General features: G+C 71.7%; 16 protein-coding genes. 6 read left to right on the top strand and 10 right to left on the bottom strand.

The window, feature by feature from the left end; translation table 11 throughout:
• Positions 1-62 precede the first annotated feature (62 nt).
• On the bottom strand, positions 63-1,073 hold the full coding sequence (locus tag BS75_RS33980) for an agmatine deiminase family protein (protein ID WP_034090965.1): 1,011 nt from the start codon (positions 1,071-1,073) through the stop codon (positions 63-65).
• A 364-nt stretch (positions 1,074-1,437) separates the two neighbouring features.
• Here BS75_RS33980 and BS75_RS33975 point away from each other — a divergent pair, with 364 nt between their 5' ends.
• The 5 genes from BS75_RS33975 to BS75_RS33955 all read left to right on the top strand — a co-directional run bounded on the left by BS75_RS33975 (position 1,438) and on the right by BS75_RS33955 (position 5,719).
• Entirely contained in the window at positions 1,438-2,010 is a 573-nt protein-coding gene (locus BS75_RS33975) for a TetR/AcrR family transcriptional regulator (RefSeq protein WP_034090964.1), read from the top strand.
• Positions 2,011-2,228: 218 nt separating this feature from the next.
• On the top strand, positions 2,229-2,933 hold the full coding sequence (gene ureA, locus BS75_RS33970; RefSeq protein ID WP_034090963.1) for an urease subunit gamma: 705 nt from the start codon (positions 2,229-2,231) through the stop codon (positions 2,931-2,933).
• Between the two features lie 86 nt (positions 2,934-3,019).
• Positions 3,020-4,693 carry an urease subunit alpha gene (locus tag BS75_RS33965; protein ID WP_231608216.1) on the top strand — a complete coding sequence of 558 codons (1,674 nt, stop codon included), beginning with the start codon at positions 3,020-3,022 and terminating at the stop codon, positions 4,691-4,693.
• Positions 4,694-5,081: 388 nt separating this feature from the next.
• Positions 5,082-5,336, top strand: coding sequence for an Arc family DNA-binding protein (locus BS75_RS33960; protein ID WP_034090962.1), 255 nt, complete (start codon positions 5,082-5,084; stop codon positions 5,334-5,336).
• Entirely contained in the window at positions 5,333-5,719 is a 387-nt protein-coding gene (locus BS75_RS33955) for a PIN domain-containing protein (protein ID WP_034090961.1), read from the top strand. Before BS75_RS33960 ends, BS75_RS33955 begins: the two co-directional genes overlap by 4 nt.
• Positions 5,720-5,876: 157 nt before the next feature.
• Here BS75_RS33955 and BS75_RS33950 read toward each other — a convergent pair whose 3' ends face one another.
• On the bottom strand, positions 5,877-6,107 hold the full coding sequence (locus BS75_RS33950; RefSeq protein WP_034090960.1) for a hypothetical protein: 231 nt from the start codon (positions 6,105-6,107) through the stop codon (positions 5,877-5,879).
• Between the two features lie 61 nt (positions 6,108-6,168).
• On the opposite strand from BS75_RS33950, the gene BS75_RS33945 reads away from it, so the two are divergent.
• The gene (locus BS75_RS33945; protein ID WP_152646252.1) at positions 6,169-6,351 is read left to right on the top strand and encodes a hypothetical protein; all 183 of its coding nucleotides are present in this window, start codon (positions 6,169-6,171) and stop codon (positions 6,349-6,351) included.
• Between the two features lie 5 nt (positions 6,352-6,356).
• Here BS75_RS33945 and BS75_RS33940 read toward each other — a convergent pair whose 3' ends face one another.
• The 8 genes from BS75_RS33940 to BS75_RS33900 form a co-directional block, all read right to left on the bottom strand.
• Positions 6,357-6,935 (bottom strand): TetR/AcrR family transcriptional regulator, encoded by a 579-nt coding sequence (locus tag BS75_RS33940; RefSeq protein ID WP_231607973.1) that lies wholly within the window; start codon positions 6,933-6,935, stop codon positions 6,357-6,359.
• Between the two features lie 92 nt (positions 6,936-7,027).
• Complete coding sequence (gene cpt / locus BS75_RS33935; RefSeq protein ID WP_081982897.1) at positions 7,028-7,561, bottom strand: chloramphenicol phosphotransferase CPT; 534 nt, start codon at positions 7,559-7,561, stop codon at positions 7,028-7,030.
• A 164-nt stretch (positions 7,562-7,725) separates the two neighbouring features.
• Complete coding sequence (locus tag BS75_RS33930; RefSeq protein ID WP_034090957.1) at positions 7,726-8,355, bottom strand: alpha-ketoglutarate-dependent dioxygenase AlkB; 630 nt, start codon at positions 8,353-8,355, stop codon at positions 7,726-7,728.
• Positions 8,356-8,421: 66 nt separating this feature from the next.
• On the bottom strand, positions 8,422-9,219 hold the full coding sequence (locus tag BS75_RS33925; protein WP_034090956.1) for an ABC transporter permease subunit: 798 nt from the start codon (positions 9,217-9,219) through the stop codon (positions 8,422-8,424).
• Positions 9,216-10,136 carry an ABC transporter ATP-binding protein gene (locus BS75_RS33920; RefSeq protein ID WP_034090955.1) on the bottom strand — a complete coding sequence of 307 codons (921 nt, stop codon included), beginning with the start codon at positions 10,134-10,136 and terminating at the stop codon, positions 9,216-9,218. The genes BS75_RS33925 and BS75_RS33920 overlap by 4 nt, the downstream gene beginning before the upstream one ends.
• 39 nt (positions 10,137-10,175) lie before the next feature.
• The gene (locus tag BS75_RS33915; RefSeq protein ID WP_197091986.1) at positions 10,176-10,682 is read right to left on the bottom strand and encodes a GbsR/MarR family transcriptional regulator; all 507 of its coding nucleotides are present in this window, start codon (positions 10,680-10,682) and stop codon (positions 10,176-10,178) included.
• A gap of 68 nt (positions 10,683-10,750) precedes the next feature.
• Positions 10,751-14,182 (bottom strand): RICIN domain-containing protein, encoded by a 3,432-nt coding sequence (locus BS75_RS48750; protein WP_152646251.1) that lies wholly within the window; start codon positions 14,180-14,182, stop codon positions 10,751-10,753.
• Positions 14,183-14,706: 524 nt separating this feature from the next.
• Positions 14,707-15,693, bottom strand: coding sequence for a LacI family DNA-binding transcriptional regulator (locus BS75_RS33900; RefSeq protein WP_034090953.1), 987 nt, complete (start codon positions 15,691-15,693; stop codon positions 14,707-14,709).
• Positions 15,694-15,886: the final 193 nt, after the last annotated feature.

Here is a 15,886-nt window from a genome sequence, read left to right as displayed (position 1 = left end):
GCTCTCACGCGCGACGGACGACGGACGACGGACGGGACGGAGGTGCGGCGGGGCGGGACGGCTCAGCCGGCGGACCCGCCCACCGGCACCTGCTGGGTGATGCAGTGGACGCCGCCGCCGCCGAAGGCGATCACCCGGGAGCGGACGCCGACGACCTTGCGTCCCGGCAGCGCGGCGGCGATGACGGCCAGCGCCGCCTCGTCCTCGGGCACCCCGGCGACCGGGACGACGACCCCGCCGTTGGCGATGTAGAAGTTGAGGTAGCCGACCTCCGTGCGCTTGCCCTCGACGTCGACGAACGCGCTCTGCGGCAGGTCGACGATCTCCAGCCGCTCCCCTCGGGCGTCGGTCGCCGTCTCCAGCACGGCGCGGTTGGCCCGCATCCGCTCGAAGTCGGGGTGGGCCGGGTCGCTCGGCAGCTGCACCACGACCCTGCCGGGGGCGACGAAGGCGCAGACGCCGTCGACGTGCCCGTCGGTCTCGTAGTCGTCCAGGCCGCCGTAGGGCAGCCAGATCACCTTGGTGACGCCGAGCCGCGCGATCAGCTCGGCCTCGATCTGCTCCCGGCTCAGCCCCGGGTTGCGGTTGGGGTTGAGCAGGCACTGCTCGGTGGTGATCAGCGTGCCCTCCCCGTCCACGGTGATCGCCCCGCCCTCCAGGATCATCGAGGACTCGTGGCGGGTGACGCCGAAGTGCTCCAGCAGCGCGGCGCTGATCCGGTCGTCGGTGTCCCAGGGGAAGTGCTTCTCGCCCCAGGAGTTGAAGCGGAAGTCCACCCCGGCGCGCTCGCCGTCCGGACCGGTCACGAAGATCGGTCCGGAGTCGCGGAACCAGGAGTCGTCGATCGGCAGCTCCAGCACCTCGACGCCCTCCCCGCAGCGGGCGGCGGCGTCCGCGCCCTGCCCCGGGCAGGCGACCATGGTGACCGGTTCGAACCCGGCGATGGCGCGAGCCACCTGGGCGTACTCGCTCCGGGCCTCCTCCAGGGCGTCGCCCCACAGCTCGGCCCGGGTCGGCCAGGCCATCAGGCAGCGCTCGTGCTCGGTCCACTCGGCGGGCATACGCAGAGTCATGGTGGTTCTCCCCTTGTGCGCGGTTGCTGCGCACTGTCGGTTCGGTTCAGGTGTTCCGGCCGCTTCCGGCCCTGTTGCAGTCCTGTCGGCGGTGGGCCGGGCTCGGGCCCGCCGGCCCGAAAACCCTCACCGGCAGTGGGACAGGAGCGGTGGTGCCCCGAATCCTGCACCGAACTGAAACTTCAGTCAATACATGGAGGGCGGGATTCCTTGTCCATTCTATTGCCGTCATAGCCGGTGAATCCGGACATGGGCACCGTCGGACTCCCCTGCCGCCGCCGCGTTCCACCCGGCGGAATCCCGGATCCGGCCCGGATTCTGAAAGAACAATCAGGTTGTGCGCTCGTCCGACTAGAGTAGGCCCGTGCCAGACCGTCGAACCGAGATCCTCAGGGCCGCCACCCGCGTCATCGCCCGCCGGGGCGTGCGCGGCCTGCGCGTGGCCGAACTCGCGGCAGAGGCGGAGGTGTCCGTCGCGCTGATCTACTACCACTTCACCGACCGGGCCGGCCTGCTGCACCGGACGCTGGAGTTCATCAACGACCGCGCGGACCGCTACACCGCCGAGCGGGACGCCGGCACCGGCGAGCCCGACCCGCGGACCGACCTGGAGCAGGCCCTGCTGCTGGAGCTCCAGGACGTCCCGGAGGTCCGCGAGAACAGCATCGCCTGGGGGGAGCTCCGGGCCAGCGCGGCCTTCGAGCCCGAGCTCCGCGAGGACCTGGCCAAGGCCACGCTCAGCTGGGTGCACGAGATCGCCGAGCTGCTCGGCCAGGCCCGCCCGGCCGGCACCGCCCCGGCGCACGCGGCCGCCGCCGAGCGGCTGACCTGCCTGCTGGAGGGGCTGAGCGTGCGCTGGCACAGCGGCTCGATCCCGCTCGACCACGCCCGGCGACTGCTCCGCGAGGCCATCGACCTGGAGCTGAGCCGCCCGTAGCGCCCCCGGGCACGCCCTGGCTCACCCTGGCTCACCCGGCCGGTGGTGCGCGTCGTCATTCTTGACTGACTTTTCAGTCAGTGGCACAGTGCAGGCACAGGGCGATGCCCGACTGCTGCGCGACGTCACCACTGCTCCACCCACGACCAGCCCGGCACCCCCGCCGCCTGACGGTCCCTCTCCATCCCACCTCTCAACTCCCTCCCAGACGAGGCACCATGCGACTGATACCGACCGAGCGGGACCGGCTGCTGATCTTCACAGCGGCCGAACTGGCCCGCACCCGCCGCGCGCGCGGGCTGCGCCTCAACGTCCCGGAGGCGAGCGCGCTGATAGCGGACACCGTCTGCGAGGCGGCCCGTGACGGCCGCCGGCTGGCCGAGGCCATCGCCGCCGGGCGGGCCGTGCTCGGCGCGGACGACGTCCTGCCCGGCGTCCCGGACGTGCTGACCCAGCTCCAGGTGGAGGCGGTGTTCGACGACGGCACCCGGCTCTGCGTCATCGACAGCCCGTTCCACGGCGCGGTCCCGCTCGGCCCGGACGCCCCCGGCGCGGCCATCCCCGGCGACGGCGCGGGCTACGAGCCCGCCGCGCCGGTGGTGCGGCTGCCGGTGCGCAACCGGGCGGCGGTGCCGATCAGCGTCTCCTCGCACTTCCACTTCTTCGAGGCCAACCCACGGCTGGCCTTCGACCGCTCCGCCGCGTACGGGATGCGACTGGCCGTCCCGGCCGGCTCCACCGTCCGCTTCGACGTCGGTACGACGGTCGAGGTCGGACTGCTGCCGATCGGCGGCGCGCGGATCGCCATCGGCTTCGCCGGACTGGTCGACGGCCCGCTGGACGCCCCCGGCGCCCGCGAGGCCGCCCTCACCAAGGCCCGCGCCACGGGCTACCTCACCGAGTACACGGAGGCCGGATCGTGACTGGACGTCATACCGACACCGCAGGCTGCCACGGCCGGGCCGGCGCTGTCGCCGCTGAGTCGACCGACCCGCTCGACTACATCGCGGTGCACGGTCCGCGGGCGGGGGACCGGGTCAGGCTCGGGGACTCCGGACTGATCGTCCGCGTCGAGTCCGACTCCCAACACCCCGGCGACGAGTTCCTCGCCGGATTCGGCAAGACCGCCCGCGACGGACTCCACCTCAAAGCCGCCGCCGTCCGCGACACCTGCGACCTCGTCATCTCCAACGTCCTACTCATCGACGCCGTCCAAGGCATCCGCAAAACCAGCATCGGCATCCGCGAAGGCCGCATCACCGCCATCGGCCGCGCCGGCAACCCCGACACCCTCGACAACATCGACATCACCGTCGGCACCGGCACCACCATCGTCTCCGGCGAAGGACTCATCGCCACCGCCGGCGCCATCGACACCCACGTCCACCTCCTCTCCCCCCGCATCATGGAAGCCTCCCTCGCCTCCGGCACCACCACCATCATCGGCCAGGAATTCGGACCCGTCTGGGGCGTCGGCGTCAACTCCCCCTGGGCCCTGCGCCACGCCTTCAACGCCTTCGACGCCTGGCCCGTCAACATCGGCTTCCTCGCCCGCGGCTCCTCCAGCAACCCCGCACCCCTCACCGAAGCCCTCACCGAAGGCGGCGCCTGCGGCTTCAAAGTCCACGAAGACATGGGCGCCCACACCCGCGCCCTCGACACCGCCCTCCGCGTCGCCGACGACCACGACGTCCAAGTCGCCCTCCACACCGACGGCCTCAACGAATGCCTCTCCGTCGAAGACACCCTCGCCGTCCTGGCCGGACGCACCATCCACGCCTACCACATCGAAGGCTGCGGCGGCGGACACGTCCCCAACGTCCTCAAAATGGCCGGCGTCCCCAACATCATCGCCTCCAGCACCAACCCCACCCTCCCCTACGGCCGCGACGCCCTCGGCGAAGGCTTCGGCATGATCGTCTCCGCCCACGACCTCAAAACCGACCTCCCCGGCGACGCCGCCATGGCCCACGACCGCATCCGCGCCGGCACCATGGGCGCCGAAGACATCCTCCACGACCTCGGCATCATCGGCATCACCAGCAGCGACGCCCAAGGCATGGGCCGCGCCGGAGAAACCGTCCGCCGCACCCTCGCCATGGCCGGCAAAATGAAACACGAACTCGGCCCCCTCGACGGCACCGACTCCTACGGCGACACCAACAGCGGCGACGACAACGAACGCGTCCTGCGCTACATCGCCAAACTCACCATCAACCCCGCCATCGCCCACGGCCTCGCCCACGAAATCGGCTCCATCGAACCCGGCAAACTCGCCGACATCGTCCTGTGGCGCACCGACCACTTCGGCGCCAAACCCCAAATGGTCCTCAAAGCCGGCTTCCCCGCCTTCGGCGTCACCGGCGACCCCAACGCCTCCACCGACCGCTGCGAACCCCTCGTCCTCGGACCCCTCTTCGGCGCCCACGGCTCCACCCCCGCCGACATCTCCGTCGCCTTCGTCGCCCAAGCCGCCATCGACAACGGCGACCACCTCCCCACCCGCCGCCGCCGCGTCCCCGTCAAACACACCCGCGACATCGGCCCCCGCAACATGCACCGCAACCACCGCCTCGGCACCATCGACGTCCACCCCACCACCGGACTCGTCACCCTCGACGGCGAACCCCTCCAATCCCACGCCGCCGACACCGTCACCCTCAACCGCCTCTACTTCCTCTGAGTCCCCTTCCGCTGTGTCCTGGCAGGAATGCCGGGACACAGCCGGCGGACGACCTGGCCCGTTCGAGGATCAAGCCTCTGCGGTTCCGTTCGCTCCCCTGCGCCGGAGCTGCGACCGGGCGGACGACAGTCCGATGGATTTCGGCCATGAGCACGGAGACCCTCAACAACGGACATGGGGCAGGGCTGAGAGGCTCAGTGGCCGACCGGCTGTTCGTCCTCTGCGGGTTCGTAGCCCGGCGGGGCCTTCGCACCAGCTCGATCTCGACGGAACCCGGACCCGGGCAGTGGCACCGGAGACGCCTGGACGCAGGCGTTGGGAGTGTGTGGATGTGGCATACGGGTACGTACCCGTACCCGTATGATGGACGCTTCGGAAGGAGCCTGCTGTGACTGACGCCAACATCCGCATCCCCGCCGAGGCACGCGACCGCCTGGCCGAGGTCGCCGAGAGCGAGGGCCTGTCCCTGCGCGCCTACCTCGCCCGCCTGGCCGACAACGTACTGACCCCGGCTGAGCGCGCCCAGCGCGCCGAGGCGGCGCGCGCTGCCCTCCACGAGTGGAACGGCTACGCCCCCGACAGCGACCAGCAGCGCGCCCTGGACGCTGAGCTCGATCGCCGCATGGGTCGATCCACCGCATGAGCGACGGCGTCCACGTGGTGCTGGATGAGACCGCGATGGTCGCCGCCGGCCGTGGCAACGTTCTGGCCTCCCGGCTGATCCACCGCGCCCACGCCGAACCCGGGTGGTATCTCTACGCACCGGCCTGTGCTCTGGTGGAGGCCGACCGGGCCCGGCCTGGCACCGCCGACCACCTGGCCGCGCTGCCAGGCATCACCGTCGTCGACCTCGACCTGCCCGCCGTCCTGGCACTGGCCCGGGACACCACCTGGTCCCTGGCCCACTGCCGCCACACCGCCCAGCCGAACCCCGAGCGCCCCGATGGCGCCTTCGTCGCCACCACCGACCCCGACCGCTGGAGCGGACAGGCCCGCGTCCTGGACCTCACGCCACCAACCGGCTGAGGCGGGACCCTGACGGCGGTACCGACATTGTCGCCCAGTCTGCTGCCCTCCGCCGGGGCAGTCAGATCGGTGGCGGCCCACCTGGCCGGCCCACGACGGACCGCAGCGGTCGGTGCTTCGGCGGTGCCCCAGCGATCGCCTCGGAGTGCTCCCCCCGTCAGCCGCGTGCCAGGTCTGCCGCGTGCAGGATCGGCGGCCTCGTCATCAGCGCCGTCTCCACCACGGCGCGGTCCCCACCCTTCTCGTCGGCTGCGGTCAGCAGTTCCTGCTGAGCCTGGCCGGCGCGGGAGAACGCCAGTGCGGCAAGAGCTCCGAGCCGCGTCGGCGAGAGGTGGGCGACGGTCGGACCCGGAAGCGGGCGTTCGGTCGATTCGGGCTGAGTGCTCATGGTTCCAGAGTCTCCCCGGTGGACGCGGGGCGCACCCGGGCTTGGCGTGGACCAGAAGCCGATGAGCGAGCCCGCGAGCACCGCAGCGACCGCACTCGACACCTTGACGCTGGTGCGGCTGTTCCCGCACGCGCCGGAGGACACCCCGCGCTGGCGGACGCTGCTGTGGGCCACCGGTCGTGCCGCGCTTCCGGGCCACCCCCGGTTGGGCGAGGACTGGCGCTGGTTCAGCGCCCCGAGGTAGGGAGCTCAGCCGGCCAGGTGGGCCAGTTCGGCGTCGACCGCGCCGCTGACCAGTTCGCGCGCGTGGGCCAGCGGGAGGCTGCCGCTGAGCCAGCGGCCGCTCAGGCCCTCCAGCAGCGCGGTCAGCCGCTCGGCGGACATCGCCAGGGCGGCTGCGCCGGCCATCGGGCGGGCGTGGCCGAGCAGTTCGGCGATGTCCTGGATCCAGACCAGCGTGGACCTGGCCACGTCCTCGCGCAGTTCGAGGTCGAAGACCGCGCTGGCCCGCAGCTCACCCCAGGCGGTGCTGTTCTCGCGCACCTCGGGGATGTCCTGCAGTTCGAGCAGCAGTGTCTGTTCGAGCTCGCCCCGGGCATCCAGCGGCGCGGCGTCCGGATCGCGCTCGGCGGTGTAGCTGTCGGCGCGGTCGTTGATGAACTCCAGGGTCGCCCGGAGGATGCCCAGGCGGTGCTTGAAGTGGTAGTAGATGAGGGCCGTGGAGACACCGGCCTCGGCGGCGAGTTCCTCGACCCGGAGGCCACGGACCCCACGCCGGGCGATGAGCCGTGCGGCGGCCTGCATGATCTGTGTTCTGCGGTCGGCCACAGGCTCGTTCCTCTTCGGTGCCGGATCTCCACTCTGAAACTCTGACTGAAATTATAGTTTGCCGACCTGGGGCCCGGGAGCCGATCCGGCGATCAGCCGATGTGGGCGGCGATGGCCCGTGCGCAGGCGAGCGACTCGGTGCGGGTCGTGTCGACCTCCAGGTCGTAGACCACCCCCGTGTGCACCAGCTCCGCCTGCGAAGCGGCCATCCCCAGGGCGCGGTCTCCGCGTGCGACCTCACGGCCTGCGGCGACCCCGCTCTCGCACCTGACCCCGACCCACAGGACGTCCAGTCCGCCCAGCGCCCGCTGCCACCGCTGCTGGGACGCCGCGCCGCCCAGGAAGACCTCGTCGACGATGACCTTGGCACCGGCCCTGACCGTCGCCGCGACGCCCTCCGTCCAGGCCAGCTCCAGTGCCCGGAACTCCGCCCCGATGCTCACCCCGCCGTCCGCCGCGAACACGATGCCGCTGTCCGACGCCCGCATCCGGGCGGGCAGGGCCTCGACGAACGAGTCGCAGCCGAAGGCCAGCCACGGGTCCGGCAGGACCGACTGCAGGCACCGGACGATCCCGGACTTCCCCGAGCTGGAGCCACCGTTGAGAATGATCACCTGAGTTGTCACCGCGCCACAGTAGAGCCCACTCGGCGCTGCACAAAACGAATATCCGAACGCCGGTCAGGCGATGAGCCGTTCACCCCCGGCGAACCGATGCGGGTGGCCGAGTCCCGGTCGACCCCCGGTCCGCTACAGGGTCCCGCCGGCAGGGGGCGCTCGGTCGAGGATGGTCAGGAGACGCCCCTCGGGCGGAACTGGATGCTGATCCGGGGGCCGACCGGTCTGGATGCCTTCGGGACCGCGTGGTCCCAGGTGCGCTGGCAGGAGCCGCCCATCACCAGCAGGTCGCCGTGGCCCAGGGCCCGGCGCAGCGAGGGCGCGCCGCCGCCGCGCGGCCGGAGCAGCAGGGCGCGGGGCTCGCCGACGGAGAGGATGGCGATCATGGTGTCCTGCCGGCTGCCCCGGCCGATCCGGTCGCCGTGCCAGGCGACGCTGTCCCGGCCGTCGCGGTAGTAGCAGAGGCCGGCCGTGCGGAAGGGCTCGCCGAGCTCGGCGGCGTACCGCGCGTTCAGTGCGGCGCGGGCCTCGGCCAGGGCCGGGTGCGGCAGCGGGTCGCGTTCGCCGTAGCGGGCCAGCAGCCGGGGGACGCTGACCACCTGCTCGTACATCTCCCGGCGCTCGGCCTGCCAGGGGACGGACGCGGCGAGGGACTGGAACAGCGCGTCGGCCCCGGACAGCCAGCCCGGCAGCACGTCGATCCACGCCCCGTGCCCGAGCACGGTGCGGCGCAGCCCGGCGAGGCTGCCGGGGCCGACCGTGTCCGCCGCCGAGAACAGGGATCCCTGGAGAGCTACCGTCATGCCATCCAGGGTACGCGCCGTTCGAATATTCGTTCGAGTTCAGTCGGCGGCCCGGTGCGGTCGGCCTCAGCCGCCCTGGCCGAGGTCGCGGCGGCTGAAGCCCCAGATCCCGGCCCCGGCGAAGCAGAGGGCGGTGCCGACCAGCAGTGCGCAGTGGAACCACTGGAAGCCGTGCCGCAGCGGCTCGCCGCCGAGGTACCAGTCGAACGGCGAGAGGCTCTGCAGCCAGCCCAGCCCCTTGATCTGCGGCAGGAACGAGTCGCAGAGGTAGGACGCCAGCGCCAGGTAGGCGCCGCCGACGATCGCGTGGAGCCGGCGTCCGGTGCCGGCCCCGATGCCGAAGGCCATGGCGGCGAAGCAGACGCCGAACAGCACCAGCTGGACGCAGATCGCGGTCAGGTTCAGCACGCTGATGCTGCTGAACCGCGCCGGGACCCGGATGGCCAGCTCGGCCAGCAGCAGCACCAGCCCGGTCCCGGCGACGGCGGCCACCACCGCCAGCAGCCGGGAGACGGCCAGCCGCACCCGGCCCACCGGGTGGGCCATCACCAGGTCCAGCGTCCCGGCCTCCTCGTCGCCGGCCACCGCCCTGGTCCCGGCGGCGATGGCGAAGACCGCGACCAGCACCGGGACGACCAGCCCGAAGACCGAGGAGCCGAAGTAGCCCGGCGCGGTCCCGTAGTCGTCCAGGTGGAAGGCGTCGCGCATGGCCGCCGGGAAGCCGTTGATCGCGTTGGTCAGGCCGGCGTTGTCGCCGAGCACCGGCCACAGCGAGGAGTACATGACGGCGACGGCGGTGATCGCCAGCGCCCAGCCCAGGAAGCCGCGCCGATTGTCCGTCAGATGCTTGCGGAACACGGTCATTTCTGGTCCCCGCGCTCGTAGAAGGTGAAGAAGATCTCTTCCAGCTCCGGCTCCTCGGCCAGCAGGCTGGTGACCTGGTACCGGGCCGCCGCCTTCACCAGCCCGTCCGGGCTGCCGGCGAGCAGCGTGTGGAGCACACTGCCGCCGGCCGTCTGCTCTACGGTGACGTTCTGGAGCTGCGGCAGGGCCTCGAACGCGGCAGGGTCGACGCTCCCGGCGAAGACGATCTCGACCTTGCGCCGGGCCTGGCTGCGCAGCGCGTCGACGTCGGCGACGGTGACCAGCCGGCCCTCGCGGATGATCCCGACCCGGTGACAGGTCTGCTGCACCTCGCTCATCACGTGCGAGGACATGAAGACGGTCTGGCCGTCGGCCCCGGCCTCCCGCACCAGCTCGACGAACCGCTGCTGGAGGAAGGGGTCCAGGCCGCTGGTCGGCTCGTCGAGGACGAGCAGTTCGGGGCGGTGCATGAAGGCCTGGACCACACCGACCTTCTGCCGGTTGCCCTTGGAGAGGGTGCTGATCCTCCGGCCGAGGTCGAGGTCGAGCCGCTCGGCGAGTTCGCCGATCCGGGCCGCCGGGACGCCGCCGCGCAGATCGCCGAGGTAGGTCAGCGCCTCGCGTCCGGTCTGGCGGCCGTCGATCCGGAAGTCGCCGGCCAGGTAGCCGATGCGTCCCCGGGTGGCGACGGCGTCACGCGGATCGGCGCCCAGCACGCGCAGGGTGCCGGAGGTCGGGCGGATCAGGTCGAGCAGCAGCCGGATCGTGGTGGTCTTGCCCGCGCCGTTGGGGCCCAGGAATCCGAACACCTCGCCCCGGTCCACGGTGAGGTCGAGGCCGGACAGGGCGGTCCTGCCGGTGCGGGCGTTCCCGTACCGCTTGACCAGCCCGGCGGCTTCGACGGCGGGTTCGACCATCGGGACTCCTGTTGTCACCTGTGGCGGACGGGTGGGTGGTCACAGCCCGTTGTCGCGTTTGAATTCCTCGATCAGCTCCGGGACGCGCCGGGCGATGAAGGCGAAGTAGTCCCGGGCGATCCGGGTCCGCTGCGCCTCCGGCGCGTCCTCGCCGCCGCTGAGCTCGACGCCGCGCTGCATCAGCGCGCTCATGGTCGACCACAGCGCCCCCGCGTCGGAGGTGGCCGTGATCAGCGCATCGGGCAGCAGCTCGTAGGCGTGGCCGCGCCTGCCGGGGCGCACCACGCGCCGCGCCAGCTTGGAGCCCTCCAGCATCCGCATGCCGGTCGAGACCGAGCCCTTGGACAGCTGGAGCGCCTCCGCCAGTTCGGTGCTGCTCTGCACCGGTGGATCGCAGACCAGCAGCCAGCCGAGGAGTTTGCCGTAGGCCGGCGGCATGCCCATGTTCGAGTAGAGCAGCCCGAACTCCTCGGCGTACTGCCGTCGGCTCTGCTGCTCCGTCGTCGCGCTGTCCATGGTCGTGCCGCCGCCCGGTCGGGTATTCAATGTTCAGTACTTTCCGAACATTGAATACCCGCCGGGCCCGGTTGGCAAGGGTTCAGGCGGTCAGGCGGTCAGGCGGCGGCCAGGTTCCAGATCTGGTTGTTGCCGCCGTTGTCGGCCCACTGGATGACGGCTGCTCCGGCGGAGGTGGACTGGCCGGAGACGTCGGCGACCCAGCCGCTGGCGAGGTTCACCAGGGTGAAGCCCGCGTTCGTCGGGGAGCCGTAGTTCCCGGACGCGTCGAGGGCCCACTGCTGGTTGCTGCCGCCGGTGCAGGCCGCCTGGTCGAGCTGGGCGCCCTGGACGGTGGAACTGCCGGGCACCTCCAGGCAGTCGCCGCTGCCGCTGTCGGTGACGGTGTAGACGTTGCCGCTGAGCCTGGTCAGCTTCCAGCGCTGGTCCGGGTCCTGGCTCTGCGGCGCGGACTGGACGACCGGGCTGCCGGCGGCGGTGCCGTCGGCGTCCATCACCAGCGAACTGTTGGCGTTGGTGATGGTGTAGCCGGAGTCGGGCGGGTTGGCGGCCCCGGCGGACCAGGTGCCTGCGGCGGCGTCCACGCTCCAGGTGTTCTGCCAGCCGACCGTCAGGGTGGTGCCGCTGATGGTCATCGGCAGCCACACCAGCGCCGAGTTGCCCAAGGCGGAGGTGTTCCAGCGGTCGCCGGCGTAGATGTAGGAGGTTCCCGAAGTGCCCTGGACGGTGATGATGTTGGCGGTCTGGCTGTTGTAGGTGTCGGTCCCGGCCGGGGCGAAGGTCCGGAAGCCCGACCAGGGACCGGCCGGGCTGGTGGCGGTGGCGTAGTCGTTGTCGTTGGTGCTCCAGCCGCTGAGGTGCGAGCCGAGCAGGAAGTAGGTGCCGTTGACCTTGACCATCGCCGGGGCCTCGTAGTCGGGCAGCACCGCGACGGCCGAGGCGACCGAGAGGTAGTCGGCGGAGAGCCGGTCGATGCGCAGGCCGTTGGCGCGGTCCTCACTGAGCAGGTACGCGGTCCCGTCGGTGTCCTGGAACAGGCCCAGGTCACGGCTCTGGAATCCGAGCGGCTGGAAGCTGCCCCGGTAGGCGTAGGGGCCGCAGGGGGTGGCACTGGTCGCGACGCCGACCTTGGCCTCCGAGTAGGAGCTGTTGTCGATGTGCATGTACATCACATAGGTGTGCGTCGAGGGGTTGTAGATGACCTTGGGGCGTTCGACCACCCGGTTCGGGCCGAGGTCGCCGCTGGGCTGCTGGGTCAGTGCGCGGCCCCGCAGCGTCCAGTGGGTCAGGTCGGTGCTGCTGTAGCAGGGGATGTCCTGGAAGGCGGCATCGCCGGAGTTCTCCCCGGACTTGTCCTCGCCGAAGCCGTACCAGGTCGAGCCGGACTCGATGATGCCCAGGCCGTGCAGTTGCAGCGCGTTGCCGCTGGTGTCGGTCGCGGTCAGCCCCGGCGCGAGCGCTCCGGCGGGCACCACCGGCGGCGGCACGTGGGTCCACTGCTGGTTGGGGCCGCCGTTGCAGGTGTAGAGGTCGACCGCGCTGCCGTCGCCGCGCCCCTGGCTGTAGACCTCCAGGCACTGGCCGGTGAGCGCGTTGGTGATCGACCCGTCGGCGTTGGTGCTCCACTGCTGGGCGGCGGAGCCGTTGCAGGGGTAGACCGCCGCGTCGGTGCCGTCGGCGGTGCCGCCGGCGTACGGGGCCAGGCAGGCGCCGGTGCCGGTGCCGAGCTGGAGGGTGCCGGTCGCGGTCGCGGTCCAGCTCTGACTGCCGCTCGCGGAGCAGGTGGAGATGACCGCCTGGGAGCCGGCCGACTCGACGCCGCCGGTCAGGTCCAGGCACTTGCCGGACTGGACGCCCTGCCAGGAGCCGGTGATCGCGGCGTGCCGGACGGTGCCGGTCTGCCGGAAGGTGTAGGTGGTGATCGACTGCGCGGGGAGCTGAGCCGTGGCCGTGGCTCCGCTCACCGTCGGGTTCGACACCGCCGCCAGGTTCTCGGTGGCGCTGGTGCGGTAGGAGCCGGTGGCCGAGAGCCCCTGGCCGGTCCCGATGTGCAGGGAGACGGAGGAGGCGGTGGTGTTCTGGTTGTTGACCACCACGGTCCAGTTCCGGCCCGACTGGTAGGCGGACACCTGGACCCCGCCCGGCGCGCCGAGGGCGTTGTGCAGCACGGCTCCCGGCCGGACGTACTTGCTGTACTGGGCGAGCGCGTAGTAGCGCTTGGTCAGGTACAGCTGCTGGTTGCCGTCGGCGGCGAAGTTCGGGTCGTAGTAGATCAGTCCGTCGTTCCAGCCCGCCGAGTTGGACGTGCCGGCGCAGGACGGGTCCGCCTTCGGGTCGCAGCCGATGGCGTTGGACAGCGCCTCCCACCACTGGAAGGCCGAGTCATGGGTCACGGTGAAGTCGTTGTAGATGATCTGGGACATCGCCAGGGCGCTGTCGATGCCCGGGTCGTAGCCCCCGGACCAGCCGCCCCCGGAGTCGAAGCAGCAGATCTCCGTCGCCCAGGTCGGCTCGCCGGTCTGCCGGCCGACCGCGGCGGCCTGCTCCATGGTGCCGTCGCCGGGGTCGTCGTAGGTGTGGTGGGCGAGCGCGGCGACGTACTGTGCGGTGCCGGGCTCGTAGAACCAGGTCTGGGTGTTGCTGTCGAACTCCGAGAGCAGGCTGGACTCGTCCGCGATCACCTGCGCGCCGGTGTGCTGCGCGACCAGTGCGGAACCGACCGCGCGGACGACGGCGCCGCGCTGGCCGACCGGGACCAGCATGGTCTCCTGGCCGCATCCCGTGGTCGCGTCCGGCTCGTTCATCGGGCTGACATAGCCGAGGTGCACGCCCTGGCCGTCGAAGTGCTTGACGACCGTGGCCAGGTAGCTGCCGTAGGCGGCCTCGTCGGCCGCGTCCAGGTAGCCCGAGCAGCTCTGGCCGTTGGTGGTCATCGACGCGGGCGCACTGTTGACGAAGCCGATCAGGCTCGGGACACCGTCCTTGGCAGCGGCCTTGAGGAAGTACTGGCCGCCCGGGTCCTGGCTCCAGTCGTAGCTCCCGTCGGGCCGGAGGAAGCTCTGCGGCGCCCGGTCGGGGACGGTCACGCCGGTTCCGCCGCCGCCGATGTTGTAGCGGTAGGAGCTGAGCTGCAGTCCGGAGCGGGAGAACAGGAGTCGGGCGGCCTGCGCCTGGACCGCCGGGGCGAAGGAGTCCAGGTCGTTGACCCACCAGGCCCCGGAGGCACCGATGTTGGAGATGGTCTGCGCTGCGGCCGGGGAGATCTCGACGACGGGGGCCGTCGCAGCGGCCGTGGTGGCCGGTGCGGTGGTCCGCCCTGCGGTGGTCTTCGGCGTGGTCCTCCCCGGCGTGTCCGTCACCTCCGTGGTCGACGCCGGCGCGTGCGTCCCCGGCGTGGCGGTCGCCGGTGCGTTGGCCGCCGCCGGCGAGGCGGCTGCGATCACCGGCACGCCCAGGCAGAGCACGGTGGACAGCAGCAGGGGCACCATCGGCCTTCGCCGGCGGCGGCTCGGGAGGGAGTTTCTTTGCATGCGTCATCTCTTCCTGGCGTCGGGTGGGCGCCGAAAGTCGAGGCGGTTGCCGTGGCGCCGGGGCAGCCCGCTGGGATCCGGCGCGGAGCAGCCGGGGCAGCGGCCTGCGGTGGCGGCGTGCCGACGGCGCGGACGGTCCGGGTCTGCGGCGTCGGTCGGGGCGGAGCGGGGAGCGGGGAGCGGCAGCGACGGTCGGCGAAACCAGTCGGCTCTGGGACGCGTTCGCCGACGGGCGCCTATGTTTACGTAACCATCGCTGTCGATGGAGAGTGTTGCCTCGGTGACGCGAGGGTGTCAAGGGTCGGAACAGGATCCGTCGCGGGGCCGTGCACCGGCCCGGCGGGTCCGCACACCACTGCTTGATGCACCGTCATCCACTGATGTCGCGTCAGGCCCGGGACCGGCAGGCGCGACCGGCAGGCGCGACCGGCCGGCGCGAGCGGCGGACGCGGCGGACCCGCAGCCTGCGGGCTGCGGGTCCGGTGGCGGTCAGCGAGCGGCGGCCGGCGGTCAGCGAGCGGCGGTCAACGGCCGACGGGCGGCGGCGCCGTGCTGTCCCGGACGACGAGCCGGGTCGGCACCAGCGTGACGCCGTACTCGGTGGCGTTGTTGCGGATCTGGCGCAGCACCCCGTCGACGCACCGTCGGCCGACCTCGGCGAAGTCCTGGTGCACCGTGGTCAGCGGCGGGATGAAGGAGGCGGCCTCCGCTATGTCGTCGAAGCCCACGACACTGACGTCCTCGGGGACCCGTCGGCCGCGCTCGTTCAGCGCGCGGAGCAGGCCCAGTGCCATCTGGTCGTTGGCGGCGAAGATCGCGGTGCACTCCTCCGGCAGCGACTGTCCGGCCCGGTAGCCGGATTCGGCGGACCAGTCGCCGTGCAGCAGCTCGGGGACGGAGCGGTCGGCCTGCTCCAGCACGTCCCGCCAGGCGTCGGTCCGGCGCTGCGCCGCGAACGAGTCCGCCGGTCCGGCGAGGTGCCAGACGGTGCGGTGGCCGAGGTCGAGCAGGTGCCGCACCGCCGCCTGTGCGCCGCCCCGCTGGTCGGCGTCGACGACGCTGTAGCGGGCGCCGGCGTCGGAGTCGACGACCACGACCTGGACGTGCGGCGGCAGCGAGATGGTGGACGAGTCGAGGAGGTGGACCTCCATGATGACGATGATGCCGTCCACCGCCAGCTCGCCGAGCCGGGTGAAGGCGCCGTGCACACCGTCCCGGGTCGGCATGGCCACCGGCAGCAGGGTGATCGCGTAGCCCTCCCTGGCGGCGGAGTCGGCGATGGCCTCCAGGGTGCGGACGTTGCCGGTGGTAGACAGGGTGAACAGGATGACGCCGAGGGTGCGGAACTCGCCGTGCTTGAGGGCGCGGGCGGCGCTGTTGGGCCGGTAGCCCAGTTCCTGCATCGCCGTCAGCACCCGTTGCCTGGTCTCCTCGACCACCCCGGTGTGTCCGTTCGAGACCCGGGAGACGGTCTGGGACGAGACGCCCGCGCGGCGCGCCACATCCGCCATCGAGGCCCCCGGCCGCCGACGCGGGGACCGGACCGGAGCGCCGGAACTCGCGGAGTCGGACCCCTCTGAGGCTGCTTCCTTCACGCTGTCCCTCTCTTGTTCGGCCGGTTCACCCGGGTCACGAAAGCAGTTTGATGCAGACGAGGCCCTTGACGCCCCTCAGGGGTCGATGTAAGCATCAGGTTACGCGATG

It is taken from the genome of Streptacidiphilus albus JL83 (assembly GCF_000744705.1).
Lineage (GTDB): Bacteria > Actinomycetota > Actinomycetes > Streptomycetales > Streptomycetaceae > Streptacidiphilus > Streptacidiphilus albus.
This window is presented reverse-complemented; position numbering and strand designations above follow the sequence as displayed.

Coding starts and splice junctions, on each gene's coding strand:
- BS75_RS48750 (WP_152646251.1), bottom strand. CDS start 14,182: ATGCAAAGAAACTCCCTCCCGAGCCGCCGCCGGCGAAGGCCGATGGTG.
- BS75_RS33980 (WP_034090965.1), bottom strand. CDS start 1,073: ATGACTCTGCGTATGCCCGCCGAGTGGACCGAGCACGAGCGCTGCCTG.
- BS75_RS33925 (WP_034090956.1), bottom strand. CDS start 9,219: ATGACCGTGTTCCGCAAGCATCTGACGGACAATCGGCGCGGCTTCCTG.
- BS75_RS33930 (WP_034090957.1), bottom strand. CDS start 8,355: ATGACGGTAGCTCTCCAGGGATCCCTGTTCTCGGCGGCGGACACGGTC.
- BS75_RS33950 (WP_034090960.1), bottom strand. CDS start 6,107: ATGAGCACTCAGCCCGAATCGACCGAACGCCCGCTTCCGGGTCCGACC.
- BS75_RS33945 (WP_152646252.1), top strand. CDS start 6,169: ATGAGCGAGCCCGCGAGCACCGCAGCGACCGCACTCGACACCTTGACG.
- BS75_RS33920 (WP_034090955.1), bottom strand. CDS start 10,136: ATGGTCGAACCCGCCGTCGAAGCCGCCGGGCTGGTCAAGCGGTACGGG.
- BS75_RS33955 (WP_034090961.1), top strand. CDS start 5,333: ATGAGCGACGGCGTCCACGTGGTGCTGGATGAGACCGCGATGGTCGCC.
- BS75_RS33900 (WP_034090953.1), bottom strand. CDS start 15,693: ATGGCGGATGTGGCGCGCCGCGCGGGCGTCTCGTCCCAGACCGTCTCC.
- ureA (WP_034090963.1), top strand. CDS start 2,229: ATGCGACTGATACCGACCGAGCGGGACCGGCTGCTGATCTTCACAGCG.